21 protein-coding genes and 1 pseudogene are annotated in these 26,050 nt (G+C 62.1%); 7 read left to right on the top strand and 15 right to left on the bottom strand.

Features of this window, described 5'->3' with window-relative positions; translation table 11 throughout:
• Positions 1-215 precede the first annotated feature (215 nt).
• The 5 genes from ACFODV_RS11370 to ACFODV_RS11350 all read left to right on the top strand — a co-directional run bounded on the left by ACFODV_RS11370 (position 216) and on the right by ACFODV_RS11350 (position 4,894).
• Positions 216-1,151 carry a LysR family transcriptional regulator gene (locus tag ACFODV_RS11370; protein ID WP_379759271.1) on the top strand — a complete coding sequence of 312 codons (936 nt, stop codon included), beginning with the start codon at positions 216-218 and terminating at the stop codon, positions 1,149-1,151.
• Positions 1,152-1,327: 176 nt separating this feature from the next.
• Complete coding sequence (gene dctP / locus ACFODV_RS11365; protein ID WP_379759541.1) at positions 1,328-2,284, top strand: TRAP transporter substrate-binding protein DctP; 957 nt, start codon at positions 1,328-1,330, stop codon at positions 2,282-2,284.
• Between the two features lie 63 nt (positions 2,285-2,347).
• Positions 2,348-2,842 carry a TRAP transporter small permease gene (locus ACFODV_RS11360; RefSeq protein ID WP_379759268.1) on the top strand — a complete coding sequence of 165 codons (495 nt, stop codon included), beginning with the start codon at positions 2,348-2,350 and terminating at the stop codon, positions 2,840-2,842.
• On the top strand, positions 2,839-4,116 hold the full coding sequence (locus ACFODV_RS11355; protein ID WP_379759265.1) for a TRAP transporter large permease: 1,278 nt from the start codon (positions 2,839-2,841) through the stop codon (positions 4,114-4,116). Before ACFODV_RS11360 ends, ACFODV_RS11355 begins: the two co-directional genes overlap by 4 nt.
• 4 nt (positions 4,117-4,120) lie before the next feature.
• The gene (locus tag ACFODV_RS11350) at positions 4,121-4,894 is read left to right on the top strand and encodes a M15 family metallopeptidase (RefSeq protein ID WP_379759262.1); all 774 of its coding nucleotides are present in this window, start codon (positions 4,121-4,123) and stop codon (positions 4,892-4,894) included.
• 39 nt (positions 4,895-4,933) lie between these two features.
• On the opposite strand, the pseudogene ACFODV_RS11345 reads toward ACFODV_RS11350, so the two are convergent.
• Both ACFODV_RS11345 and ACFODV_RS11340 read right to left on the bottom strand, forming a co-directional pair.
• Positions 4,934-5,187 (bottom strand): annotated as a pseudogene (locus ACFODV_RS11345) (IS3 family transposase); the annotation flags it as partial.
• A gap of 224 nt (positions 5,188-5,411) precedes the next feature.
• Positions 5,412-5,558 (bottom strand): hypothetical protein, encoded by a 147-nt coding sequence (locus ACFODV_RS11340; protein WP_379759259.1) that lies wholly within the window; start codon positions 5,556-5,558, stop codon positions 5,412-5,414.
• A 194-nt stretch (positions 5,559-5,752) separates the two neighbouring features.
• On the opposite strand from ACFODV_RS11340, the gene ACFODV_RS11335 reads away from it, so the two are divergent.
• A complete protein-coding gene (locus ACFODV_RS11335) occupies positions 5,753-7,609 on the top strand; it encodes a diguanylate cyclase (protein ID WP_379759256.1) in 1,857 nt (618 codons plus the stop codon).
• A gap of 91 nt (positions 7,610-7,700) precedes the next feature.
• Here ACFODV_RS11335 and ACFODV_RS11330 read toward each other — a convergent pair whose 3' ends face one another.
• The 12 genes from ACFODV_RS11330 to ACFODV_RS11275 form a co-directional block, all read right to left on the bottom strand.
• Entirely contained in the window at positions 7,701-8,753 is a 1,053-nt protein-coding gene (locus tag ACFODV_RS11330; protein ID WP_379759253.1) for a GGDEF domain-containing protein, read from the bottom strand.
• 164 nt (positions 8,754-8,917) lie between these two features.
• Entirely contained in the window at positions 8,918-9,220 is a 303-nt protein-coding gene (locus ACFODV_RS11325) for a circadian clock KaiB family protein (protein WP_379759250.1), read from the bottom strand.
• Complete coding sequence (locus tag ACFODV_RS11320; RefSeq protein ID WP_379759247.1) at positions 9,217-10,935, bottom strand: ATPase domain-containing protein; 1,719 nt, start codon at positions 10,933-10,935, stop codon at positions 9,217-9,219. The genes ACFODV_RS11325 and ACFODV_RS11320 overlap by 4 nt, the downstream gene beginning before the upstream one ends.
• Positions 10,936-10,980: 45 nt before the next feature.
• Positions 10,981-13,470, bottom strand: coding sequence for an EAL domain-containing protein (locus tag ACFODV_RS11315; protein WP_379759244.1), 2,490 nt, complete (start codon positions 13,468-13,470; stop codon positions 10,981-10,983).
• Positions 13,471-13,792: 322 nt separating this feature from the next.
• Positions 13,793-15,766: a sensor domain-containing diguanylate cyclase gene (locus ACFODV_RS11310; protein WP_379759241.1), complete on the bottom strand. Its 1,974-nt coding sequence runs from the start codon at positions 15,764-15,766 to the stop codon at positions 13,793-13,795.
• A 269-nt stretch (positions 15,767-16,035) separates the two neighbouring features.
• Complete coding sequence (locus ACFODV_RS11305; protein WP_379759238.1) at positions 16,036-17,088, bottom strand: porin; 1,053 nt, start codon at positions 17,086-17,088, stop codon at positions 16,036-16,038.
• 314 nt (positions 17,089-17,402) lie between these two features.
• Positions 17,403-18,635 (bottom strand): ProQ/FINO family protein, encoded by a 1,233-nt coding sequence (locus ACFODV_RS11300; protein WP_379759235.1) that lies wholly within the window; start codon positions 18,633-18,635, stop codon positions 17,403-17,405.
• Between the two features lie 81 nt (positions 18,636-18,716).
• Positions 18,717-19,250: a dihydrofolate reductase gene (locus ACFODV_RS11295; RefSeq protein ID WP_379759232.1), complete on the bottom strand. Its 534-nt coding sequence runs from the start codon at positions 19,248-19,250 to the stop codon at positions 18,717-18,719.
• On the bottom strand, positions 19,247-20,077 hold the full coding sequence (locus ACFODV_RS11290; protein WP_379759538.1) for a thymidylate synthase: 831 nt from the start codon (positions 20,075-20,077) through the stop codon (positions 19,247-19,249). The genes ACFODV_RS11295 and ACFODV_RS11290 overlap by 4 nt, the downstream gene beginning before the upstream one ends.
• A gap of 197 nt (positions 20,078-20,274) precedes the next feature.
• Entirely contained in the window at positions 20,275-20,574 is a 300-nt protein-coding gene (locus ACFODV_RS11285) for a nucleotidyltransferase domain-containing protein (protein ID WP_379759229.1), read from the bottom strand.
• 81 nt (positions 20,575-20,655) lie between these two features.
• On the bottom strand, positions 20,656-21,444 hold the full coding sequence (gene lgt / locus ACFODV_RS11280) for a prolipoprotein diacylglyceryl transferase (RefSeq protein WP_379759226.1): 789 nt from the start codon (positions 21,442-21,444) through the stop codon (positions 20,656-20,658).
• 60 nt (positions 21,445-21,504) lie between these two features.
• Positions 21,505-22,515 carry a response regulator gene (locus ACFODV_RS11275; RefSeq protein WP_379759223.1) on the bottom strand — a complete coding sequence of 337 codons (1,011 nt, stop codon included), beginning with the start codon at positions 22,513-22,515 and terminating at the stop codon, positions 21,505-21,507.
• A gap of 140 nt (positions 22,516-22,655) precedes the next feature.
• Between ACFODV_RS11275 and ACFODV_RS11270 the strand changes: the two genes are divergently transcribed.
• The gene (locus tag ACFODV_RS11270; protein WP_379759220.1) at positions 22,656-23,423 is read left to right on the top strand and encodes an NRDE family protein; all 768 of its coding nucleotides are present in this window, start codon (positions 22,656-22,658) and stop codon (positions 23,421-23,423) included.
• A gap of 200 nt (positions 23,424-23,623) precedes the next feature.
• Here ACFODV_RS11270 and ptsP read toward each other — a convergent pair whose 3' ends face one another.
• Positions 23,624-25,882, bottom strand: a complete 2,259-nt coding sequence (gene ptsP / locus ACFODV_RS11265) for a phosphoenolpyruvate--protein phosphotransferase (protein ID WP_379759217.1) — start codon at positions 25,880-25,882, stop codon at positions 23,624-23,626.
• Between the last annotated feature and the right edge of the window lie 168 nt (positions 25,883-26,050).

Below are 26,050 nucleotides of genomic sequence, written 5' to 3'. Positions count from 1 at the left end.
CCCGCCACCTAGCTCGCCCCCTAGTTTTAGTAACACGACCCCCATGCTTGACCCTGAGTCCTGTCCAGTGCTCAGAGCAGTAGCGCGTTAGCGACATGAGCGTATGGTTCCACTCGATTCGGAACACTTCCGCGGATACCGCCCGGTGGGAAAGCCCCCCCATACGGATGAGGCCATCCGGGACCCTACTTCCCTACCCCTGATAAAGGCCATTGATGCTGAATCCTCGTGCGCTTGCCTACCTGAATGAAGTGATTCGACGCGGCTCATTACGACGTGCCGCCGCACAGCTGAACATTGATCCCTCCGCGATCAGCCGTCAGCTTAAGCAACTCGAGGAAGATCTGGGTGTTCGGGTCTGCGAACGCTATGGAGGCGGCATGCGTGCCACTGAAGCCGGCAAGCTTTTGGTTCAGCACTTTCACGCCCAGCGCTCTGCCGAGGAGTCGCTGTTATCCCAGTTAGCGGCCCTCCAGGGGGTAGCCCGTGGTGAGGTGCGCATTGCCGTCGGGGAAGGATTCGTTGCCGATCTCATCGCCGAACCGATGAATGCCTTCATGAACGCCTTTCCCGGCATCGAAGTGGAAATTCGCATGGCCGGCGTCAATGAGGCTATGTCCCTGGTGAAGGACAGTGAGGTGGATCTCGCCTTGCTCTACGCTCCACCGGTGGATCCAGCGCTTCACTGTCATGTCGAGACACGCCAGCCCCTCGACTTGATTGTTCCTCCTGATCACCCCTTACTCGTCCTGAGACACCCTCTCCAGTTGCGAGACCTGGTCGACTGGCCCTTGGCGCTCATGGACAACCCGTTTGGAATGCGTCAGATGGTCAATATGGTGGCTCATCAGGAGCGCTTACACCTCCAGGCTCGGCTGCATACCAACTCGGTGGCAGTGCTGAAAAACTTCGTGCGTTCCGGCATCGGGGTGACGTTCATGCCGGAGCTAACAGTGATGGAAGAAATCCAGCGCGGCGAGATTCACCATCTGCCCATGACATATCCCATCATGAGTGAAGCGCGTGCCCAAATTGTGAGCCTGGCCGGCCGCGAGCTAACCGTAGCCGCATGCACTTGCCTCATCCACCTCAGTGACGGCATGCGTTTTTTCCGGGCCGATGCACCGAGGGTACTGGCAGCACGAGCCTAAGTGTTGACTTTTTTGCAACGCTTTGGGTATTGCATAGTCAACGCATCAATTCCTACTCTCCTAATGTCACTCAATCAAGAACAAGGATTTTGCCCATGCCTGTGTCTAAGCGCTTTCCACTCACCGCCCTGACGTCTGCCTGCCTGCTCGGGGCCGCGCTGCTCACCAGCCAAGCCATGGCGGCAACAACAATCAACCTGAGCTACAACGGTGCACCCGATCCCGACAAGAACGCCGTTCACGTCTTCGCCACCAATCTCAAGGATCTGGTTGAAGACAAAACCGGAGGGGAAATCCAGTTGGAGCTCTATCCCAACAGCATGCTGGGAGAGGAAGAGGAGCGTATGGAGCAGACCATGAGTACGCCCAATCTGAACGTGGCATCGTTCGCAGGCATCTCTCCGCTGGTTGACGAAATCTTTGTCAGTTCGATCCCTTTTTTGTTTGACGACTTTGACGCGGCTCGCCACTTCTTCGACGAAGGTGACTACTGGCGCGAGATCGAGGCTACGCTCCGTGAGCGTGCCGGTGTCGACATGCTGGCGGTCGTTGAGGAGGGAGGCTTCCTGGCTTTCACCAACAACGAAAAGCCAATCACACATCCCAATGACTTTGAGGACCTGCGCTTCCGGGCCATGGACCCCAGCCAAGTCGCCCTCTATGAGTCCTTCGGGGCGTCTGGCACACCGATCCCATGGACGGAAGTGTACATGGCGTTGCGCACTGGAGTGGCCGACGGTCAGATGAACCCGCCCATGTACATTATTCTGGGCAGCCTCTATGAGGTTCAGGACTACCTGACGCTCGCCAACATTCAGTACTCGAACCAATTTCTGGTCGGCAACAGCCAAATGATCAGTAGCTGGAATGAAGAGGTGCGTGAGGCATTCATGGAAGCCGTTGCAGAGGCCAACCATAACGCCCGCGTTCACAACGAAGGGCAGGTGGAGGAACGCATCGCCTTCCTCGAGGAGCAAGGTATGGAAGTGATTCGTCCTTCCGATGAGGATCTGACCGCCTTCCGTGATATTGGCCAGCCGGCCTACCTTGAATGGCTGTCAGAGCGCGGTATTGACCAACAGTGGATCAACATGGCTCTTGAAGATGCCGGCATGGCCGATCTGCTCGACTGATCTCTGGCACATATCTCTTGGGCCGGATTTCCCGGCCCATTTTTTTCTCACAGGACATTAACCATGTCGTCACTGCGCTCTCGCGTGTTGGCGATCAGCAGACCTTTGTCGCTGACACTCGCCGCCAGCCTGCTGCTGATCAATCTAACCGCCATCCTTTATGGCGTCTTCATGCGTTATTTTGCCGGTGGCGCCCCCATCTGGACCGATGAGCTATCACGTTTTCTCATCATCGGAACCGTGATGATTGCGGCGGGGGCAGTGTGGGTAGAAGGCGGTCACATGCGTGTCGCGCTAATCGAGCGCCTCCTGCCGGCCTCTTTGACTCGCCTGTTAAATGTCTACCAGTGGCTACTAACCCTCGGCCTTGCACTAGGTGGTGCCTGGGTCAGCTACCGCTACGCCAACTCTGTCAGCATGTTTACCACCTCGGGGCTTGGTATCAGCCGAACGATACCGATGATGTCCCTACCTATCGGCTTTGCCCTACTGGCCTGGCATGCACTCTGGTATGGCCCCGCTCCCCTGCGAGTTGCAACAGACGAGGCCGCATCATGATCCTGACCATGCTGGCCGTATTCCTGGGCCATGTGCTTCTCGGGCTACCATTGTTCATTGCGCTACTCACGACAGCGCTGGTCGGCTTTCTATTTGTCGACCCTTCCATGATCCCACGCATGATGCCTCAGCAGTTCTTTGGGGGAATCAATGTCTTTTCTCTGATGGCGATTCCACTATTCATCCTGGCGGGGAACCTAATGAACGTCAGCGGACTGACCGAGCGGCTGATGGGGCTAGCTCGCCTTCTGGTCGGTCACTTCCGCGGGGGCATGGGGCATGTCAACGTAGTGTCCAGCGTGTTCTTTGCTGGCGTCAACGGCTCAGCGGTAGCCGATACCTCTGCGCTTGGCTCGCTGCTAGTGCCAGCAATGGAGCGGGAGGGTTACTCACGCGCATTCGCGGCTGGCCTCACGGCAGGCAGCTCACTCATCGGGCCGATCATCCCGCCCAGTATCTTTATGATCCTTTATGCTTCGCTCACCAACACCTCAGTGGGCGACCTCTTTCTGGCTGGGGTGATCCCTGGCCTGCTGCTGGGAATGGCGTTCATGGGAATGAATGCTTGGTACGCCTGGCGAAACGATCTGCCAAAACGGGGCAAGTTGCCCTCCGGCAAAGAGCTCGGGTTGGCAGCGGTGGCCGCCCTACCGGCCCTGGTGGCTCCGTTCATCATTGTGGCCGGCATCGTGATGGGGTTCGTCACTCCAACTGAATCGGGCGCCTTGACTGCACTTTATGTTGCGATGTGCGGCATCGTACTGGGTGGTCTCAGGCTGACTCAGTTCTGGTTGGCCATTGTCGACACCGCTCGCCTTACATCGGCCATTTTCCTGATTATGGCGGCGTCAGCCACCATCAGCTGGTTGCTCTCTTACGCCCAGGTGCCGGCTCAGTTTGTCACCCTGCTGTCCCCCTATATCGATAACAGCTTTTTGATTCTGTTGATGCTCAGTGGGATTACTTTCGTCACCGGGATGTTCATGGAGGAAGTCTCGGCGCTCATGCTGCTAACGCCAATCATTGCCCCTGTCGCCATGATGGCCGGGGTCGACCCCATCCACCTGGGCATCATCATCACACTCAATATCACGATTGCGCTGATCACTCCGCCCATGGGGGCCTGCGTGTTTGTGGCTGCGGCAGTAAGCAAGTTGGAGATCGTCTCACTGTTTCGGACTATCTGGCCGTTCGTGCTTACGGCCATCGCGGTTCTACTGCTGCTGATCTTGTTTCCCTCGCTTACGCTGTGGCTGCCCAATGTACTTGGATAAGACGATGTCGACTTCTGATTCCTCAAGCGCTGAAAGCGCCACTTTCCACAAAGTCCCAAGCCGCCATTCGCCCGATTGGGAGCGCGTAACCACCCTCCCAATTGTGGAGTGCGGTGAGCGACTGGTTCCGATGAGCCTCGCGCCTGAGCCCATCAAGGTATTTCCCGCCTATGCACGACTGGGGGTCCCAGGCGCTGTGCCAGAATGCTTTGTCCGCGAGGGGGTTTATCGGGCACTTCTCGATGCAGCACGCCGATTACCGTATGGGATTGGTATGGTGGTTCTTGACGGTTGGCGGCCGTGGCGCGTGCAACAGTATCTGTTCGATACGCTAAATGAAGCCATTCACCACCATCATCCCGCGCTTGATGATGCTGAGCTCATGGAGCGCACTCGAGAGTTTGTTTCGCTCCCGAGCCGAGATCCGGCGGCACCGAGTCCACATCTGACGGGCGGCGCGGTGGATGTCACCTTGTGTGACGCCGATGGCATGCCCCTCGACATGGGCACACAGTTTGATGAGGCTATCCCAGAATCACACTCCGATTATTTTGAAATATTGCCTGAACTGACCGCTGCTCAGCGCCAGGCCCGTGACAATCGACGCCTGCTCTACCGTGTGATGCAGGAAGCGAGATTTACCAACTTGCCCAGCGAGTGGTGGCACTACGACTACGGTGATCAGCTCTGGGCGCATTACAGCGGTAGCGATCGAGCGCATTACGGCCCAGCTGAGCTCGATACGATTGAAAACCGCTGGCGTCGACAGCTGGGCTGATAGATAACTTGATCTTACCCAGCTTTGGTGGACACCGATCTAAGCGATCATTCGAGTCTCAAAAGCCTCTGGGCTGATCATCCCGATTGCACTGTGCCGGCGCTGCCGGTTGTAGTCCAACTCGATGTACTCGAACACCTGTCGCCACATGTTGTCCCGCGTCTCGTATCGCTCGCCATGGACGGCTTCGACCTTGAGGCTATGGAAGAAGCTCTCGCGCAGGCGTTGTCATAGCAATTGCCCTTGGCGCTCATACTGCACGTGAGCTCGTGCCGGATCAGCAACGACTGATACAGCTAAAGCGTCGAGCAATCGTTGAGATCCCTTCCAGTCACCTCAGAAATACCACGACAGCCCCAGGCTCACCTCATGGGTATCATCATCCCCTTCCACCCCGGAGCGCAGGTCCAGCGTCTTGCCCGATCTTCAGAGCCAAGTTCGGCATGCGGGTGGCGTTGCTGTCCAGCAGGTCGTACTGCAGCGGTCGCAGGATCAGCCTGGCCGCGCCGCCCAGCGTCTAGTGCGAGACCCAGGGGGCACTGCCCGGCGTCAGGTCTGCCTCCACCACCAGCTCCAGGGCGCCTTCGTGTTCCTGCTGCCACGCCCGCCACTCGGGACACTCGGCGGCGGGCCACTGCTCGCCCTCGCCCATGGCGGTTTCCATGGTCAGCTGGTCGTAGGTCTCATTGATGAACTGGGCGGAAGCACTGCGGTTCCACGATACAACCCAGCCTTTGGTTGGGTGGCTGGCCCCAAAAAATAAGCGCAAACTGATGTATAAGTAACGGCCCTTGTAGAGGCCTGGATTACAAAATCCCCAGCGGTGGCGGCATCGACCGGGCATCCCGACAGGAAAGCATGCACACGAAGCCGCAAGCACAACGACCCGAATGGCTGATCGGTCTGGCCACCATGGCCTTGGTCGGGCTGGGCTATTTCGCCGGGGCCTGGCTAGGGGTGACCCAGACCATCTCGCCAGAAGGCAATGCCATCATCTGGCCCCCCAATGCTGTGGCACTGGCGGCACTACTACTGCTGCCCTTGCACCGCTGGGCCTGGATTATCCCGGCGGTGATGGCCGCGGAGGTCATCGCGGATATCCCCGCCTTTCCGCTGTGGGCGGCAGTATCCTTCGGCCTGGTCAACCTGTTCGAGGTCTTCCTCGCGGCCTCACTGATCCGCTGGATCACCGGTCCCCGCTTCGATTTTGACAGCCTCGCCCGCGGGGGCTACTTCCTGCTGTTCGCCCCCTTGCTAGCGGCCGGTACCGCCGCGCTATTCGGTGCGGCGGTGTATCGCGGACTGGCCGTAGAGGGGATCGAGTATCTTGCCCACTGGCAGTTGTGGTGGTTCGGCGATGCCCTGGGGCTTGTGCTGCTGACGCCGCTGCTGGTCATCTTGGCACGCCAGTACCGCGACATACTCCACATCTGGACCCGCACGCGTCTTATCGAGGCGGGTGCGCTGCTTCTGCTGCTTGGCGTTATGGGCCTGGTCTTAATGGCCACGGCAGACGCAGAGGATGGCGGTCATCCACTGTCGCTGGTACTGCTGCTGCCGCCGGTGCTGTGGGCGGCGGCACGCTTTGGCGTGCCCGGTGCGGCGACGCTGGTCGCGGTGGTGGCCGCGGTCGCCATCGCCCGAACCGTGCATGGGTCCTGGCCGCTGCACGGCGAGGAGCCGGAAGGTGCCGTTCTCGCCCTGCAGGAATTTCTCGCGGTCACGGCCATCGTGGGGATTGGCGTTAGCCTGCTGCTGCGCGAGATCGAAACTCAACGTATGCGGCTGCGCCTGTTCGAACACGCGATGGAAGCCATCAACGACGCGGTCATCATCACCGATGCACGGCGCCCCGACGCCCCCATCATCTGGGTCAACGACACCTTCGAAACCCTGTTCGGGTATTCGCGCGGCGAGGCCATTGGCCGCAACTGCCGCTTCCTGCAGCACGGCGAAGAGGACCAGAAAGGGGTGAAAGAGGCTCGCGATGCCTTGTGCCGCAAGCAGCCGGTACAGACCCTGGTGCGCAACTACCGTCGTGACGGCCAGCCGCTGTGGGTTCAGCTGAGTCTGGCCCCGGTATGCGATTCCCATGGCCAGGTGACCCACTTCGTTGGCGTGCAGCACGATCTGACCGAACTGAAGCGATTGGAAGAAAAACTGGAACACCGCGTAGCCGAACGAACGAAAGCCTTACAGGAGGCCAACCGCCTGCTCGAACAGCTTGCTTCAATCGACCCACTCACCGGTGTAGCCAATCGACGCCAGTTCATGACACAGGTGAAAAAGGAACTCGCCCGGGCGCAGCGCAACGGCACGCCTTTATCGCTCCTGTGTCTGGATCTCGACCACTTCAAGACCGTCAATGACGTCCATGGGCACCAAATCGGTGACCAGGTGCTCAAGGATGTGGCCTCCACAATGCAAGAGAACCTGAGGCCCACTGATCTGCTGGCCCGGATGGGTGGGGAAGAATTCCAGATCCTGCTGCCTGATGCCGATATTCAACAGGCGAGTGAGATAGCCGAGCGCATACGTTCGGCCATTCACGCTCTGGAGATCAGGCAGCAAGACAAGGTGGTGAACATCACTGTCAGCGCTGGCTGCGCGCAAATGGGGCAAGACGGCAAGGACATGGACTCTCTCATGCGTGTCGGTGACCAGCGACTCTACGAGGCCAAGGCCTTAGGGCGGGATAGGGTGGTAACGGGGTGAAGATCTCGGTCTTCATCAGGCCTATCGAGCCGCACATTGTGTTTGTCAACGCGGCCGTCGAGTCGCTGAGCTAGCGCGAAGAAAATGTTCCTCAAGGTTCACAGACCAAGCGATTGCGGCCCTGCTCCTTGGCTTGGTAAAGAAGCTCGTCGGCTCTCTTAAAACACTCATCCATGTTGCTGGAGCCGGTCAGTAAGCAAATGCCGGCGCTGGCGGTGATGTAAGGCGGTGGGGAGATGTTCTCCAGCATTGGCGTGGTGGTTAGGAGCTCCTGAAGACGCTTGGCGGCATGCTGCGCTTCCGTCACGGTGGATCTCGGCAACAGAACCACGAATTCCTCTCCGCCCCAACGGCCAATCACGTCGGCCTGCCGAAATGCCTCCCGACATAGATCGGAAAAACGCACGAGAACCTCATCACCGGCCTGGTGGCCCAGGGTATCGTTGACGGTCTTGAAATGGTCCAGGTCAATCATGATTAGGGCGGCGGGGGGGGCACCGCGCTTGATCAGCGAGACTTCCTGATCGAGACGCTGCTCAAAGGCCCGGCGGTTGAGCAACCCTGTGAGCGGATCGGTGGTAGCCAACTTGGACAGTTCCTTCCGCGTTGCCTCCAACTGGCTTACCAGCTCAACCTGTTCACGGTGAGCATGCATCAGCTCCATGTGCGCCATCACCTGGTTGGCGAGGGCCTGGAGCGCGAAGCGCTGTCGCTCGCTTAGTTCGCGGGGACGATAGTCGAGCACGCACAGCGTCCCCAGCGGGTAGCCGTCCCGACTTTCCAGCAGAGCCCCGGCATAGAAACGCAGGTGCGGGTCACCGGTCACCAGGGGGTTATTGGCGAAACGTGGGTCCCGGGTGGTGTCGGGTATGATGAACAGCCCCCGTTGAAGGATGGCATACCTGCAGATCGAGATATCCAGCGCGGTCTCTCGCATCCCCAGCCCCTTTTCCGACTTGAACCACTGCCGATCGCGGTCAATGAAATTGACCACGGCGATGGGAGCCTCGCAGATGATCGAGGCCACTTCGGTGATTTCATCGAACGCTGATTCCTTAGGCGTGTCGAGGATTTCATAGTCGGCAAGGGCCTGTAGGCGGAGCGTTTCGTACCCAGCTGAGCCAAGATCGGTGTTGTCAGGCATGGGCGGACAGGCATTCCGGCATGACGGTCAGGTCGCGCAAGGGGAGCGGCCGAGAACAGGGAAAGCCTTGCAGAAATCCATAGTGAAATCGGGCCATTATTGCTTGCTCTCCAATGCTCATGTCGATGGGATACGTGATGTAGCCTGGTTTCTCGCCATCGGCGTCAAAGCGCCGCGAGAAAGTCTTTCAGGCGGCGTTTATCGGAGAGATCTCCGTAGAGCACTCTTCGGTTTCCCGAGGCATCGACGCGCATCAGGGCTGGCGTGGCAAAAATGCCGAAGCTGATGGCCTGCTGTGGTTCACGCAGCAAGTCAATCTCGCGGGCAGGCGCGATATCGAGGTTGCTGTCGTCAAGGGCGGCGTTCAGGTTGTGGTGGGCCCGACGGGAACGGGGTGCCTCTCCGGTAACAAACAGGATAAGAGAGGTACGCTTCGGGTGGGTATCGTCGGCTGGTGAGAGGTTCACTGGTCGAGCCCTCCCTGGCCGGGATTACGGCGTTGTATGACGTTGTCCTGATGCCGGTCCGCCCCGCGATCCACTTCCTTCTGGTCGTGACTCTCGGCCGTCAATTCCTCCTGCAGCCGGGCAAGTTCCTCCTGCCCCTGCAGGATAAGGCCGCGGGTCTTGTCGATCTCTCGTTCCAGGCCATGTTGCTGGCGAAGGCGTTCCTTGAGCTGACGCTGCCGCCGGACGGCTTCCTCACTCTCCTTCTGAACGCGTGCGGTGCCCATCAGGACTTCGCTGCCATAAGGGTAGACGTCGGCGAGTTCGATACCCTGGGGAGAGAGCGTCATCTCGCGAACCTGATTGGAGTGGGCCGTGCCCCTGGACTTGACTACCGACAGCGAGCGATTGCGCTCGCCGCCATGGACCTGGTAGCGCAGCACGATCCAGGTATCCGCGAGGGTCGAAGCATGGCTCAGGCTGGATTCGCCGAAGGGATCGTCGGCCTCGGACAGCGAGGTGAGCATCAGGGTGATGCCCCGGCTACGCGTCACGGCCAACAGGCGCTCCAGGGCGAGGAAGGCGCTGTCGGCGTCCGACGACTTTAGCAGCGCCGAGGCCGGGTCGATGACCAGGCAGTCCGGCTGAAAGTCTTCAAGCAGTTTCAGCATGGCCATATAGTGCTCTTCCACCAGCGCCCCCCAGCTCGCCCGGGCAACGACTTTCAGGTGGCCGCTGTCGATAGGGGTCTGCAGATCGATGCCCAGGGTTGCCACATTGCGCACGATCTGACGGGTGAACTCGTCGAAACTGACCAGTAGCGCGCGCTCGCCGCGCCGAGCGGCGGCCGCGACAAACGCTGCTCCCAGCGTGGTCTTGGAAGTACCTGGCTGGCCGGACACCAGCGTGATCGAGCCGCGATAGACGCCGCCTTCCAGTACCTCGTCGAGGCGCTCTACGCCGGTACCGAGACGTTCACCCGCGGCTGGCACCAGCTCGGGGATAAAGGGATCCGCATAGGGGAGGTGAATGCCGGCCTCGTCGATCAGCATGGCAAGCTCGTCGGGGTTGTGGCGAGTGCCTCGGTACTTGGCGATGCGAAAGCGGCGATTGAGGCGCTTGTCCACCAGGGTGCTCGACAGCACCAGGATGGTGGACAGCATGAACTCGATGCCATTGAGATAATCCGGCTGGGTGCGGTCGCTACTCGTGTGCTTGCCGGTCAGCAGCAGGGAATAGTTGTGCTCGATGCACCAGTCGTTGAGCTGGGCGATCTGGTCGATGGCCATCTGGCTGTCCAGCTGGCGACGCAGCAGCTGGTCGATCCCGTCGAGGACGATCCAGGTACCCTCCACCCGTCTGGCGCAAAGATCGAGCACCGCGAGCAGCCCATCGATGTCGAAGGCACCGGAGAATTCGGCCCTTCTCATCGCCTGACCGTCGATGATCTCGCAGCGCGAAGACGCCCGCAGCTGCGGCCCCCAGCGGAAGGCATCGGCATTGCGCAGGATCTGGTCGCGGGACTCCTCGAAGCTCATAAAGACACCCCCTTCCCCTCGCGCCAGGGCGCTGGCGAGGATCTGGAGGCCGATGATGGTCTTGCCGCAACCCGGCTCGCCGATCACCAGGGTCGCACCGCCGGCGGGCAGCCCACCATGGGTGACCGTATCCAGTTCTTGAATGCCGGTGGGGCGTTTGACGAGCCCATGTTCCGCTCTTGTGTCGGTCTCTTTCATCGTATCTCCCGGCGGAAAAAAGTGCCTACGTCTTTGTGAATCACGTCATGACTGACTCGGGGAGGGAAGTGTCAAGGGAAGACGGGACTGCTTCTCCAGCAACCAGCAGAAATCCTCCACCTCCAGCGGCATGCTGTAATAGTACCCTTGGCCTATACGGCATCCCAACTCGAGCAGGACATCCCGAACGGCGGTATTTTCCACCCCTTCGGCCACGGTGTCGGCCCCCAGCACCTGGCTGATGCCCAGGATCATCGAGACGATATTACGGTTCAGCGGCTCGTCGAGAATGCCTCGAACAAACCCCATGTCGATCTTGATCTCGTCAAAAGGATATTGCTGGAGGTAGAGCAAGGACGAGTAGCCGGTGCCGAAGTCGTCCAGGGAAAGCCGCACCCCCAGCGCATGCAGGTCATTGAGCTGTTGTCGCAGCGTCTCGGATTCCTCGCTGAATACGCTTTCGGTGATCTCGAGTGTCAGCGACCCTGGATCAATGGCGTGCCTCTCGAGGGCCTCCTGCACCTTGTGAGTGAAGTCCCCCATACGGAACTGATCGACTGAGACGTTAACCGAGACCCGGACCACGTCGAGGCCCGCCTCCTGCCACTCTTGCAGATGCCGACAAGCCTGGAAGAGCACCCAGTCGCCAATCGGCCCAATCAACCGGCTCTGTTCGGCGACAGGGATGAACTGCCCGGGCATCTGCATACCGCGCTCCGGGTGCATCCAGCGGATCAACGCCTCGCAGCCGATCACGTCGCCGGTCTTGAGGTCTACCTTCGGCTGGTAGTGCAGCTCGAACTGATCCTCCTCCAGGGCCAGGCGTAGATCTCGGGTGAGGTCGATGCGTTGCTGGGCGAGTCGATCCATTTCGCGGTCGTAGCGATAGAACTCGCTGCTATCGCGAAGGCGAGTCTCATGCAGGGCAATTTCCACTTCGTGGAGCAGGGCTTCGGCGCTGCGCGCCTCCTCACCCAGCAGGGTATAGCCGCCGCGCGCCGCCACCTCGATAACCAGTCCCGGCAGGCGTATCGGCTGATGAAAAATCCGAATCATCCGGTCGAGACGTTCTTCGGGGAGTGAGGCGTCATCACCGGGCAGCAGGAGAATAAACTGGTCACCGCTGATACGACCGATCAGGGTGTCATCCGAGAGATGGTTTTCAAGGCGACGCGCCATCTCCGTAAGCAGCTGGTCGCCGATATCGTAGCCATGGGCATCGTTGATGTTGCGCATTTCCCGGATATCCAGCAGGGCGATGATGTCCTGCGGGTTCCAGCCGTGCTGGTCAAGGCGGCGCGAAAAGGCTTCGGTGAAGCCCAGCCGATTGGCCAGTCCGGTCAGTGGATCCTGGTAGGCCTGTCGCTTCAGCTCCTGATCCGCCAGTACGCGTCCGGTAATGTCCACGTGCATCACCACGGCGCCCAGCATGCCTTCTGTTTCGAGGTCGGGTGCCAGCCGACTGGCCATCATACGGAACCAACGAGGCTGGTCCGGGGCATGGCAGGGATATTCGAGGGCGAAGGAGTCCCTGTCGCCCGCCAGTACGGCCTGCAGCCCATCGGCCGCTTCAAATGCTTCCTCGGCGCAGTTGCCCTCGGCGGCACGACAGATCGACAGATAGTTGCTACCGACGCCGAATGTCGCGTCCGGCTGGTCATTGGTGGTGCCGAAGTGCCGCCACTGGTCGTTGACGTCAAGAATCTTGCCGTCACCATCCAGCAGGGCAATATGGGCGGGAAGCGAGTCAATCAGCGCCCGGCGAGTGGCTAGAGCACCTGAGAGTGTCTCGACCATGGCGTTCTGCTGGTCAAGCATCTGGTTGAAGGTGCGCGCGAGATCCGCGAACTCGTCGGCGCCCGACACGGGAACGCGAACCTCATGTTCGCCGGCTTTAACCCGCCGGGCGACCCGGGACAGGGCGCGAAGAGGACCGTTGATTCGCCTGAAGAGCAGCGCGAAGGCACCGACACACAAGAAGCCGAACATGGCCGCCGCTCCAGCAAAACCGGCAGCGACCCAGCTGGCATCGCGGGCAATCTGGGCCCGACGCTGGCTTGTCACCTCCCGAAGCGCGATATCCAGTTCGATGCCGTAGCCGGCGACCTGATTCATGATGACCTGGCTGCTCAGGGGCAGAAGCAGCGGACTGTCGGCCTGGCGCTGGGACGCATTGCCTTCCCGGAACCTGGCGGGTTGCGAATAGACGACCGAAAGGGTGCCAACCAGGAAATCGATATGGTGAATAGCGCGACGGGCGCTGGGATGCTCCTCCGCCAGTGCGCTGAGGGTCTGCTTCAGGGAGCCCGCCTCGCCAAGATAATTCTCTATAGCGATTGGATCGGCACGATTGACCAGCAGGGCGTCGCTGGCCACGGAGAATTCCCCGATGCGATAGTTGAGCGCCATCAGGTCCTCGATCTCCGCCTGTTTTTCCTGCATCTCACCCATGCTGTTCAGCCCCACCAGAAGCAGAGTGACAAGGCCGATCACACAGGCAGTGATGCTTACCACAGAGAGGCGCACAAGCTTCATGGACCGGCTATCCGGTCATTCGGGGCCTGATCGACACCATGGAGGCCAAGGGGATCATCAGTATCTGCTTCGGACGCCGAAAAGCTGCCCATCGGGATAATACCCGACAGCAGTGGCATGAGCGCTATTGGTATCCGGCACCATATCGGACAGGAGGATTGTCGAATCCACATGCGTCGCGGTGTCCATGTCGAGAGGGTTGTCGAGAAAGTTGTAAAGTACTCGTGGGAAACTACCCTAACCCAATATCCCCATCATCCCAGATCCCCATGGACACGTCGATCAGGCAAACCATCTCGAGATGCCCTAGTCTGCCGACAACTCAGCCGTTATCCAGCGACAGCGAGGTATCCGCCATCACCACGCGGTTGCGCCCCTCCTGCTTGGCCCGATAGCTGGCCTTGTCCGCACGCTCCACCAGACTGACGTCGTTGTCATCTTCGGAGAAAAACGCAACGCCAAGGCTAGCGCTGACGGGGAAACGGCGTCCGCCGTGGCGAAAATCGATGGCGACCAGCCGCTGGCGCACCCGCTCGGCGATCTCCCTGGCGGCCTCGTTGGACGCGCCGGGCAGCAACATGGCGAACTCATCGCCACCGAGACGCGCCACGGCGTCCTCATCGCGCATCGCATCACCCAGCACCGCGGCCACCTTTTGCAGAAGCTCATCACCCACTGCATGGCCAGCGCTATCGTTGACCACCTTGAAGTGGTCCAGGTCGAGCATCACCAGCGCAAGAGTATGATCGGCCTTTCGCCGCGACAGCTCGCAGGCCGCTTTCAACCGACGCACGAAGCCTCGTCGATTAAGACAGCGGGTCAGGGGGTCGTGCTCCGCCTCCCATCGCTGACGCTGCTCGCGCTGATGGCGATCGGTAATGTCCTGGACCAGGCCCACGTAGCCCAGCACTCGGCCGCCACCGCTGACGCGGCTGGCATGCACCTCAAACCAGCGCCAGTCGCCTTCGGGACGGCGGAAGCGGTAGAGCTGGATCAAGGTGCCGCTCGGCAATAGCGCCTGGCGCCAGCCCTCCAGGAAGAGGCTACGGTCTTCCGGGTGAACACGTCGCAACCAGGCCAGCGGCCGATAGTCCTCGGGGCTTATCCCGGAGAGCCCCGTCAACGCCGGGTTGAGGTAGTTCACCTGGCCGCGAGGGTCGGTCAGAAACATCCCCACCGGTGAGGAAGCCAGTACCGACATCAGAAAGGCTTCGCGAGCCACCAGGGACTCCATGGCCTCGTGGCGCCCCTCTTCCACTCGGTTGAACGCCTCGGCGACCTGCTGCAGTTCCACCATGCCGGTGTTGAGCTCCAGGCGCTCGGCCTTGCCCTGCCCCACCCGGCCGATCTGACGCTCCAGGTGATACAGCGGACGCAGGCCAAGACCCAGCAGCCACCACAGCATCGGGAGCATTACCACCACGCTGCCGGTACCCACCCAGCGCAGCTCGCGTGCGTAGCGGTCAACCGGGGCCTGCAGCTGCGCCAGTGGCAGATAGACGGCCACCACCCAGCTGGCCGGCCACACCTGGCGAAAGGCAGCCAGCGCAGGTTCACCGTCCAGGGTGTTGCTCTCACCGCTGCCCTCCCAGCCCAGCAGCGCCTGTTCGACCAGCGGGTGGGTGTCCGGCCCGGGCAGCCATCGGGTCAGCCAGGCGTCGTTCGGGTGACTGATCACTTGGCCGTCGGCGGTGGCCACCATCAGGTGCCCTGCCTTTCCCAGTCGCCGTCCGCGCAGGTTCAAGAAGGCCTTTCCGTCGCGCAGACGGGTATTACCGCCGAGAATCCCCAGAAATTCTCCCCCGTCGCCGAGCAGCGGGTGAATCACCATCACCTGGTCGATGCCGGTCTCACCGCCTCGGTAGGGTTCGCTGACATGGGGACGGCGAAAGGCCTTCACGTGCTTGAAGTAAGGGCGGTAGTTAATCTCTGGGCCACCCTCGGGAAAGGGCGGCCAGTCGGCGACGGGCCGGCCCTCGGCATCAAAGACCATCAGACGATCGAACAGCGCCAGCAGCGGCTGCTGGCGCTGCAGCTGCGACGCGAGTTCGGGGTCATCGATAGCGATGTCGTCGGCCAGCCGCGCCAGCACACGCTGGCGCTCGGCAAGCTCCCGGGAGAGCTGATCCGCCACCAGCTGAGCCTCGTACTCCAGGTGGACAAGGTTTTCGTGGCGAGTCAGATTTCCGCCGCTCAGGTGGCTGTAGCCGAGCAGCGCCGCCACCAGCACCAACCAGCCGAGGCCGATACCCAGCAGCAGGCGTAGGCGCAGCGACAGAGTTACCCAGCGAGCCAAGCGGCCTCACGGGTACGCAAGCTCGAGGCGAAAAAGGCAGAGAAGAGAATTGTCATCGGCGATCGAATTTCCGGCGCTCCCTCGGAGCGGTCGAATCATCCCGTTGCATGGGCGTATAGCGGGATAGTAACAGGCCGTGTCCTCGACGTCGCCGCCATGCCGCTTGCCCAGGGAATCCAGGACCCATTATAAAGAAAGCCGGCCCCAAGGGGGGCCGGCTTCTTTACACTGCGCTATCGGTGTCGCTGCTTACAAGGGCTGAGAGCCGCTTAGAAGAAGTAGCGAGCGCCAGTCAGCCAATACATGTCGTCGCCATCGGCAGTAACTTCGGAATCCAAGCCGTCAAGCTCAATGCTGATGGACTGCTGATCAGCCTGCTGCAGCTCCAGGAAGACCTGGAAAGCGCTGGAGACATTGTAGTAAGTGCCAGCGGCCCAGGAAGTGCGGCTGTCGCTGTTGTCCGGGCTGACATCGTAAATGTCGGCGTTGAACGCCCACTGGTTGACGGCGTAGCTCATGCCGAGGCCCCAGGTGTCAAAACCGCCACCGTAGACGTCGTTGTCGCTACGGGTCTCGTAGCCCAGACGACCGCTGAAGCCAGGCACGAACTCGTAAGAGGCCGTAGCGCCGTACAGCACTTCATCGTTGCCGCCGCCTTCGACGACATCATCCACAACACCCAGCGCCAGGCGCAGGTTGTCGATCTCGTACTTCAGGGCGCCCTGGGCGGCCACGGTGGTGCCATCGGACGGCTCAACCTGACCACGATCGCTATAGTGCTTGGCCTGCATTGCAACGCTGAAACCTTCGAGGTTCGGCGTCATGTAGGCAATGGAATCGCCGCGGGACTGGATCGGATGACCGGCGAGCTCCAGGCCGCGATCGATGTAGACATCGAACGGGATGGAGACGTACTGGTTGTAGATAGAGTCGAAGTTACCGGCTTGCACGGTACCCCAGGTGTCGCTGCGCAGACCCAGGAAGCTCTGACGAATCTCGGTAAAACCGGAATCGGTGTAGCGCTCGTCGCCCTTGAAACGCCACTCGAGACGACCAAAAGCGGTCAGGTCAGAAGTGACAGCATGGCTCATGCGAAGACCGAGACGAGAGTAAACATCGACAAACTCTTCATCATTGCTGACGAGCTCGTCAGCAGAATTGTACTCGGGACCGCCGCCTCGGATACCCATGGCAATACGGCCATAGATATCAACCTTGGTGCCATCTTGGTCATAAACGGTGGCAGCTTGTGCGGTGGTGGCCATCATGCCGGTAGCGGCGATGGCGCCAGCGATAGCAGTCGCTAAAAGTGTCTTTTTCATCGTTAGGTTCCTTTGACTAGCAGTCTGTTTCGATCGTTTTCCTGCGGACCGCGGAGCAGTCACTGCAGCTGGCTTGCCGGGTGTGCTCTTCTCTTGCTGGCCGGTTTCCGTCGCGGAAAGCGGTTCGCATGGCGGCATGCCTCAGCGAAGCCTTGTTATATTCCAATGCTCGCAAGAGGAACTTTATACTGGGGGGCAGGGGAACGCAACAAGAAAAAACACTGTTTCCCTACAAGCTTCCCCCTCCCCCTGGAACTTTCGTTGACGCCTGCGGTACGCGTGCTTGGGCCGAAATCAATCATCGTGCGAATCGCTCAGGATTGACGGTGCTTGGCCACCAGGGCAGCCAGCTTTTCTTCCATGGTCACGAAGCGCTTCTCGGCGGCAGGCCGGGGGTTGGTCGTTATAGGCTTGTTTTGCGACGAATTGATCTGCGCAGACTCACTGAGTTCGCTCTTGGCAGCAAGACTCACGCCGGATGGGTCGAGATCGGCCTTATCGTCCGGCTTGGCTCCAGACGTTGTGTCAGATTGGATGCGTTTGGCGCCGCCATTTTCACGGTTCTCACTCTTTTCGCGACGCTCGCTTCTTACATGGCCCTCTCGGCGAGGCGTGCCGGACTGTGGCTTGCCACGACGCTCGGCCTGTAGGCGATCGAGCTTCTTTCTGGCGTGCTCGGCGGCCTTGGCATCGACTGCCCCGGCGGGCTTACCGTCCAGATCAATGCGCTCGGCCCCTTCGCGCACGGCCTTCAGATAGCGCGGTAGATTCACGTAGCAGGCCAGCGCACGACGCACCAGCTTCTCGGGCCAGGGCTCAAGCGCTGCCAGCTCCTCATGGATGCCCACCTTGAGCGGCCGAGTGTGCCCCTTGAAGAAGGCCGACCCGTAGCGCCGGTACCACTCGCCGAGCAGCGCCTGGGGAGAAGGCGCCTCGCTGACGGAGAGAGCGTTCGGAGAGCCGGCGGCTTGCGCGTCGGAATCTTCCGTTTGCCCGGCAGGAATGGAAGACTCTGTCGGACCGGTGTCTCCCGCGGTTCGCCGAGATACCGAACCCTCTGCAGGGTTCGCTACTTCTCGTTCGGCTTGCTTATCGACGGCTTGCTTATCGACAGCCTGCTCATCGTCAGCTTGAGCCGGCACAGGAGAGGATATCCTGGATCGATTTACCTCGAAGGTGTTGCGCATCCCATCAGAAGTCGGCGCGGCACGGCGGCCCATCAGCGCGGAAAGCCCCTGGGAGCGACGAGCAGGACGCGGGAAGGTGGTGTCGCCGGGGCTCTTGGCCAGACGCTCGTGAAGGTGGCGGTTGTGCTCTTCAAGTTCGCTGTTCTGCTCGTCGAGCTCTCGGCACTCTTCGATCAGCTCGCGGCGCTCTTCCATCAGCTCGCGACTCTTCTCGGCCAGGGCAAGGCGGGCGTCCTCCAGTTCGGCCAGGCGCTGCTGCAGAACCAGACACGCCTCACGCTCCTGCCGGAGGCGATCCAGCAGGGTATCGGTGCGCCCCTCAAGGGCGTCCAGCAGGCGTATTGAGCGTTCCTCGGTCAAACCGTTGTCCTCCACGCATGAGCCAGGGAGCGAGGCATTTCGAGCCAGTTTGTGCCAGATGCCGCCCCATGACAAATGTCGTCAGTTCTCGCCAACGCCGCGGCGGCGATACTCAACAAAATCATAGGCGGGTTGACCCTCGGCGGGGCTGCCGGGCAGACGTTGCAGTTCCTCCCACTCGGCGCGGTCGAGTTTGGGGAAGCGGGCGTCACCTTCCACCTCAATGGCCACCTCGGTCAGATAGAGCCGGCTGGCATAGGCCAGCGCCTGGGCGTAGATCTCGGCACCGCCCATCACCATGATCTCCTCCGCCCCGTCGATGGTGGCCTGCTGATCGGCGAGGGCCAGGGCCGACGCCAGATCGTGACAGACGCGAATACCCTCGTGGTGAAAGTCGGGATCCCGGGTCACCACGATATTGAGACGACCCGGCAACGCCCGGCCGATGGACTGGAAGGTCTTGCGGCCCATCACCAGCGGCTTGGCCTGGGTCATGCGCTTGAAGAACTTGAGGTCCTCGGGCAGGTACCAGGGCAGCTGGTTGTCCACGCCGATCACTCCGTTGCGGTCCATGGCGGCGATCATCGCCACGGGAATCAGAGTCTCGTCGCTCATACGGCCACCTGCGCCTTGATGTGGGGATGAGGGTCATAGCCCTCGATGGCGATGTGTTCGATGCGAAAGTCGAACAGGTCCGTCACCCTCGGGTCGAGCGCCAGAGTCGGCGCCTCTCGCGGGGTGCGCGCCAGCTGCCGCTCAGCCTGCTCCAGGTGGTTCAGGTAGAGATGGGCATCGCCCAGGGTATGAATGAACTCGCCGGGCGCAAGGCCCACCACCTGGGCGATCATCTGTGTCAGCAGCGCATAGCTGGCAATATTGAAGGGCACACCCAGGAAGATATCGGCACTTCGCTGGTAAAGCTGGCAGGAGAGACGCCCCTCGGCCACGTAGAACTGGAATAGGCAGTGGCACGGCGGCAGGGCCATCTCATCCACCAGCGCCGGGTTCCAGGCGGAGACGATCAGCCGCCGCGACTGAAGGTTGGTGCGCAGCTGTTTTATCAGCCCGGCGATCTGATCGACATGGCCGCCGCGGGGGTCGGGCCAGCTGCGCCACTGGTAGCCGTATACCGGGCCCAGGTCGCCGTTCTCATCGGCCCAGGCATCCCAGATGCGCACCCCGTTTTCCTTCAAGTAGGCAATATTGGTGTCGCCGGCCAGGAACCACAGCAGCTCGTGGAAGATCGAGCGGGTGTGCAACTTCTTGGTGGTCACCAGCGGGAAGCCGCGGGCCAGGTCGAAGCGCATCTGGTGGCCAAAGATCGAACGGGTGCCCACCCCGGTGCGGTCGTCTCGCGCCACGCCGTGGTCGAGCACCTGGCGCATCAGGTCGAGATAGGGCTGTTCGAGGGCGGGGAGCGTCTGGTCGGTCACGGCATTCATCTGGGCAGGGTGTGTAGGTGCGGGGATTCTACACACCCGACGGAGCTCCCTGAAGCCTTGGGCGGACAACCCGACAGATTATCACGCCAAAGCGACGGGTTGGCCCTTACCTATCGCGCGATAAACCGTGCGCATAAAACGTGGAGGGCGCCTACTCCAGCCCTTAGGAGCCGGATTTATCCGGCGACCAGTAAGGATCACAACGTTATCGCTGTCTGCATGGCGTGGCGGTGAACAGGGTTCAGAGGAGTTCTGGGGTCAACCACCAGAATATCAATCGGCTGATCGCCCAGACGAAGCTGAAGGCGTGCGGTCAAGGTCAGCATCCTGTCCATCTTGTTTTCGATCAGGCTCGGACTCTCAACCAGCAGGTCGATATCCCCTCCCCGCACATGGTCATCCAAGCGTGAACCGAAGAGTTTTACGCTAACGTCATCACCGAAAATCTCATCAGTAGTCTGCTTGATGATAGCCACCTGCTCCGGCGTTAGCCGCATACCCCACCTCCTGCTTCATTCAACACGACTGAGCAACACTCACCCTTCATCGCTCACCCTTTATCACTCATCACTTACCATTCACACCTTCGCATCCACCGGTTGGCGGCGAGACCAGGCGATCAGCGCCAGGCCGCCGACGATCATCGGCAGGGTCAGCAGCATCCCCATGGTCACCCAGCCAAAGGCGATGAAGCCGATATGGGCATCGGGCAGTCGCACGAACTCCACCGCGAAACGGAACATGCCATACAGCGTCAGAAACAGGCCGGAGAGCAGCCCGCGGGCACGCGGTTTGGCGGAGACGAACCACAGCACCAGGAAGAGCACCAGCCCCTCCAGCACCGCTTCGTAGATCGCCGAAGGGTGGCGCGGCTGGGGCCCCATGCCGGGAAACGGCATGCCCCAAGGCAATTCGGTGGATCGCCCCGGGAGTTCGCGGTTGATGAAATTGCCGATACGCCCGGCGCCCAGGCCGATCGGCGCCAGGGGAGCGACGAAATCGGTGAGCGTCAGGTAGGCCAGGCCCTTCTTGCGAGCGAACCACCAAGAAGCCAACAGCACCCCGGCCAGGCCACCGTGGAAGCTCATGCCGCCATCCCAGATCCGCAGGATCCACAGCGGATCCTCGACCCACTGGCCCAACCCGTAGAACAGCGCGTAGCCCAGGCGCCCGCCCACTACTACGCCGATGGCGGCATAGAACAGCAGGTCGCCAATGTCGTCATGGGTGAGGCCAATGCGCGGGGCGCGTCGGCGGCCCAGGAACCAAGCGGCGACGAAGCCCACCACGTACATCAGGCCATACCAGTGCACCTGGAAGGGGCCCAGGGAAATCGCCACGGGGTCTATCTCGGGATAGTTCAGCATCAAAGCTCCTTGCAGGGGCATAAGGATCGGACGCCCGGCGCTGAAGGGCCGAGCGCAACATCATGGGGTATCCGGGGCGTCGACATGGGTCGGCAGCCAATGTCTGACCTGTTCGATCAGCTGCTGGGGACGGTAGGGTTTGGCCAGATAGTCGTCCAGCCCTGCCTCGGCAAAACGACGGCGATCCTCTTCGCTGGCGTTGGCGGTCAGCGCCACCAGTACGCTGCGATGCCCCGGGTAGCGCTCGACCTCGAGGTCGCGCCAGCGGCGGCTGGCCTCCATGCCGTCCATGTCGTCCATGAAAATGTCCATCAACACCAGGTCAAAGGGCACTTGCTCCAGGCAGGCCAGGGCCTCGGCACCGCTGGTAGCGGTGCGGACCTCAAATCCCTGACGCTCCAGCACCTGACGAGCCAGCATAAGATTGACGGGGCCGTCGTCGACAATCAGCACTCGGCTCACCCGCTGGGCAGCCGGCGGGTCGGCGGCAACCGGTTCTGCACCGGAGATACCTTCGAGCAGCACCGCCAGGTCACCGAGCCGCTCGCGAAGCTCGCCAAGCGCGCGGCGCTGGGGGTCGCTGAGGGGCTCATCTTTCGCCGTCAGCAGCGACTCCAGGCTCCTGGTGAGCGGCTTGAGCTCACGTCCGAGCAGCGTCAGGTAGTCGGACTTGAGCCGAGACTCTTCCCGGGCCCGATCACGCCCGGCTTCCAGGCGCTCCAGGCGCTGCCCGCGCCGGGCAAGCTCCGCTTCCAGATGCTGCAGGCGGCGACGCAGCGGCTCATCCCCGGGCGGGACGGGATCGCTCGCCGGCGCAACGACAGCCAGGCGCCGAGGCGCAGGAGCGCTGGCATCGGACTCGGCATGCCTGCCTGGCTGGCGCACGGCCACGGCCACTGCCACGACGAGATTGAACGCCGAGGCCATCAGCATCGCCGCCAGCCAGCCGCCAGGGGCATCGACCAGCAGCAGTGCCAGCAGACCCGCCAGCAGCAGGCCGAGTTGCACCAGCAGCACCAGGCGAAGGGTGAAAGGTAATCGCCGCGATGGGCGACGGTTATCGAACCGCATTGTTATCCCTGGTCGATCATGTGATTGGCGAAAGATTGACGAAAAAGAGTGTACGTCGGGGGTGGCCGGCTGTCATGGCCGGTGATGTGACCACCGGCGGAACGCTTCCCGAGGGCTGCGGGAGCCGCTAAGCTGGCGGCATGTGCCTGATTGCCTTTGACCATCGTCCCGGCGAAGCGTGGCCGCTGCGGCTGGTCGCCAACCGCGACGAATTCTACGACCGCCCTGCCGCCCCGCTCGCCGGCTGGGCGGATGTACCCGCCATCGTCGGCGGCCGCGACCTCGAGGCCGGCGGCAGCTGGCTGGCGGTGCATCGCCGCGGGCGCTTCGCCGCGGTCACCAACGTACGCGACCCGCGACTCAAGGTATCGGTCGATGCGCCCAGCCGCGGGGACCTGGTGCGAGACGCCCTCACCTGCCCCGACCTCCCCGCCTGGCTCGACCGCCTGGCCGGAGGCGAAGCCGCACGCTTTGCCGGCTTCAACCTGCTGGCCGGCGACGGGAACCGGCTGTGGCACCTGCACCGCGGCCTGGGTGGCATTTCTCTTAGCGTGATCCCCCCAGGCCTGCACGGGCTCTCCAACTCAAGCCTGAACACCCCATGGCCCAAGCTGATCGAGGCGCGCCAGGGGCTAGGCGCCTGCCTGCGCCACGGTCGTTGGCCCGAGGATGCCATCACGGCCATGGCCGATCCCCACCCGGCCGATGACCACCAGCTGCCGGAAACCGGCGTGGGCGTGGAGATGGAGCGAATGCTCTCCTCACCCTTCATCGTTGGCGAGCGCTATGGCACTCGCGCCATGACCTGGCTGGGCTGGCACGCCAGCGGTCGCATCGAGATCGGTGAACGACGCTTCGGCCCCGGGGGTGTGGCGCAGGGGGAGAGCGTGGAGCGCCTCACCACTTAGGCAATACCCCCAAAGGCCCATTCTTTCTGGTGGGAGATGGGCTCTGCCCGGCGAATGGCGCCGCAGGCGCCCCGGCGGTGTTGCTTACGTTGCAGAATGCCGCCCAGGAGCCCTTCGGCCTCCCTTCGCCCCGCAGAGCGTGGCTCCCACCAGAAAAAACCATCCTCAAGCAGAAGACCAACGATGGGCGATGCTGCTCTTCAATCCCTTGGCGGGAGCAGGTGGCCGAGTTCCCAGCCTCCCAGGCGTTCGGTCAGGTGGCGGCGCACCTCGCCTGGGCTGTCGAGGCGCAGGGTCTCTGCCACGAGTTCGCGGGCGCCTTGCAGGGTCACGCGTCGGATGGCGGCGCGCACCTTGGGCAGGCTCGGGGCGTTCATGGAGAGCGCATCGAAGCCCATGCCCATCAGCAGCAGGGCGCCGGCGGGGTCTCCGGCCAGCTCGCCGCACACCGAGATTGGCCTATCGAGCCGCCGGGCCTCGCGGGCCAGGGTCGCCATGGCGGAGAGCACCGCCGGGTGACAGGCGTCGAAGAGATCGGCGACCCGCGGGTTGTTGCGATCCACCGCCAGCAGGTACTGGGTGAGGTCGTTGCTGCCCACCGAGAAGAAGTCGACGCGCCGGGCCAGGGCGTCGAGCTGGTAGAGGGTCGCCGGCACCTCGATCATCACGCCCACCTTCGGCCGCGGGACCTCAACGCCCTCCTCGCCCAGTTCCACGATGGCGCGGTCGAGCAGCTTGAGGGCGTCGTCGACCTCGTCGACGTTGGTCACCATGGGCAGCAGCACCTGAAGGTTGTCCAGGCCCTGGGAGGCACGCAGCATGGCGCGAAGCTGCACCATCAGCACTTCGGGGTGGTCGAGGGTGACGCGGATGCCGCGCCAGCCGAGGAAGGGGTTGGCCTCCTCAATGGGGAAATAGGGCAGGTCCTTGTCGCCGCCGATATCCAGGGTGCGCATCACCACCGGCAGCGGAGCGAAGCTCTCCAGCTGGTCGCGGTAGAGCCGCGTCTGCTCCTGCTCACCGGGAAAGCGCTCGGTGACCATGAAGGGGACCTCGGTGCGGTAGAGCCCCACCCCGCTGATGCGGCTCTTCAGCGAGGCCACCGCATCCACCACCAGGCCGGTGTTGACCATCAGTGGCATATCGTGACCGTCCGGGGTGCGGCTGGGCAGGTCCTGCTCGTGCTCCAGCACCTCGGTGAGCGCCTGTTCCTCGGCGATTTGTCCACGATAGTGGGTGAGCAGCTCCTCCCCGGGGCGCACGAAGAGTCGACCGCGGTGGCCATCGAGGATCACCCGCGCGCCGGAAAGCCTGGGCAGGGGCAGGTCGACCATCCCGAGCACCGTGGGGATGCCCATGGCGCGGGCGATGATCGCCACGTGGGAGGTGCTGGAGCCGCGGACCGAGACCAGCCCGGCGAGCTTGTCGCGGGGCACCTCGCCAAGCATCGCCACGCTCAGCTCGTCGCCCACCAGGACGGTGCTGTCGGGAAAGACCGCGGGCATCTGCGGCGTCTCTTCCTGCAGGTGCGCCAGCACGCGGCGCCCCAAATCCCGCACGTCGGCGGCACGCTCGCGCAGATAATCGTCATCGACCCGTTCCAGGTACTGCACGTGGCGCTTGACCACGTCGGCGAGCGCCCCGGGGGCCCACTGCCCTTCGCGGATGCGCTTCTCCACCTCCTGGGAAAGTGCCGCCTCGCTGAGCATCTGCTGGTAAACCTCGAACAGCGCCAGCTCCTGGGCGGAGACCCGGTTGGCCAGGCGCGCGGCGACGGCGCGGAGCTCCTCTCGCACGCGGCCGATCGCCTCCTTGAGGCGAGCGATCTCGTACTCCATGTCGGTGGGGATCAGATCCGGCACGCTGTCGAGATCGGCGGGCGGGGCGATCACCACCGCCTCGCCGATACTCATGCCCGGGGCACCGGCCACCCCCTTGAAGTGCACCTGGCCTTCAAGGCTCGGGCGGGTGAGATTGCCGGTGGCCAGGGCATGGGCCAACACCCCGGCGAGCTGGGCCGCCATGGTGACCAGGAAAGCCTCGTCTTCTTCGTCGTAGCGACGCTTTTCTTCCTGCTGCACCACCAGCACGCCGAGCATGCGGCGCTGGTGGATGATCGGCACGCCGAGGAAACTGCAGTAGCGCTCCTCGCCGGTGGATTCGAAGTAGCGAAACTGGGGATGCGCCTGAGCGTCCTCGAGATTGAGCGGCTCCTCGCGCCTGGCCACCAGCCCCACCAGGCCTTCGCCCACGGGCAGCGACACCCGCCCCACCGCCTGGGTGCGCAGGCCGATGGTTTCCATCAGCACCAGCTGCTCGATCTCATCGTCGTGGAGGTAGAAGGAACAGACATCAGCCTTCATGGCCTTGCGGATGCGCCGCACCATGGTGGCGAGAGCCGCTTCCAGGGTGCGGGCCCCGGTGACTTCCTGTGTGATGCGGCGCAGGACATCAAGCATGGGGGTGACGTTTCCCGTTGTTATCGTTGGGAGAGAGGCAGGCAATCTCTTCAGCCCTTTGAGACTGCCTCACCGGGGCGGGGTTCCTGTGTCCGGCAACACCCTCAGACTCTCAGAGGAACCGGCCGAGCAGATAGATCGGTCAAGGATCTCAGGCGAAGAACTTAA

This window comes from Halomonas tibetensis (assembly GCF_042643535.1).
Classification (GTDB): domain Bacteria; phylum Pseudomonadota; class Gammaproteobacteria; order Pseudomonadales; family Halomonadaceae; genus Halomonas; species Halomonas tibetensis.
Note: the sequence above shows the minus strand (reverse complement) of the source record. Positions and strands in the feature narration are given on the sequence as shown.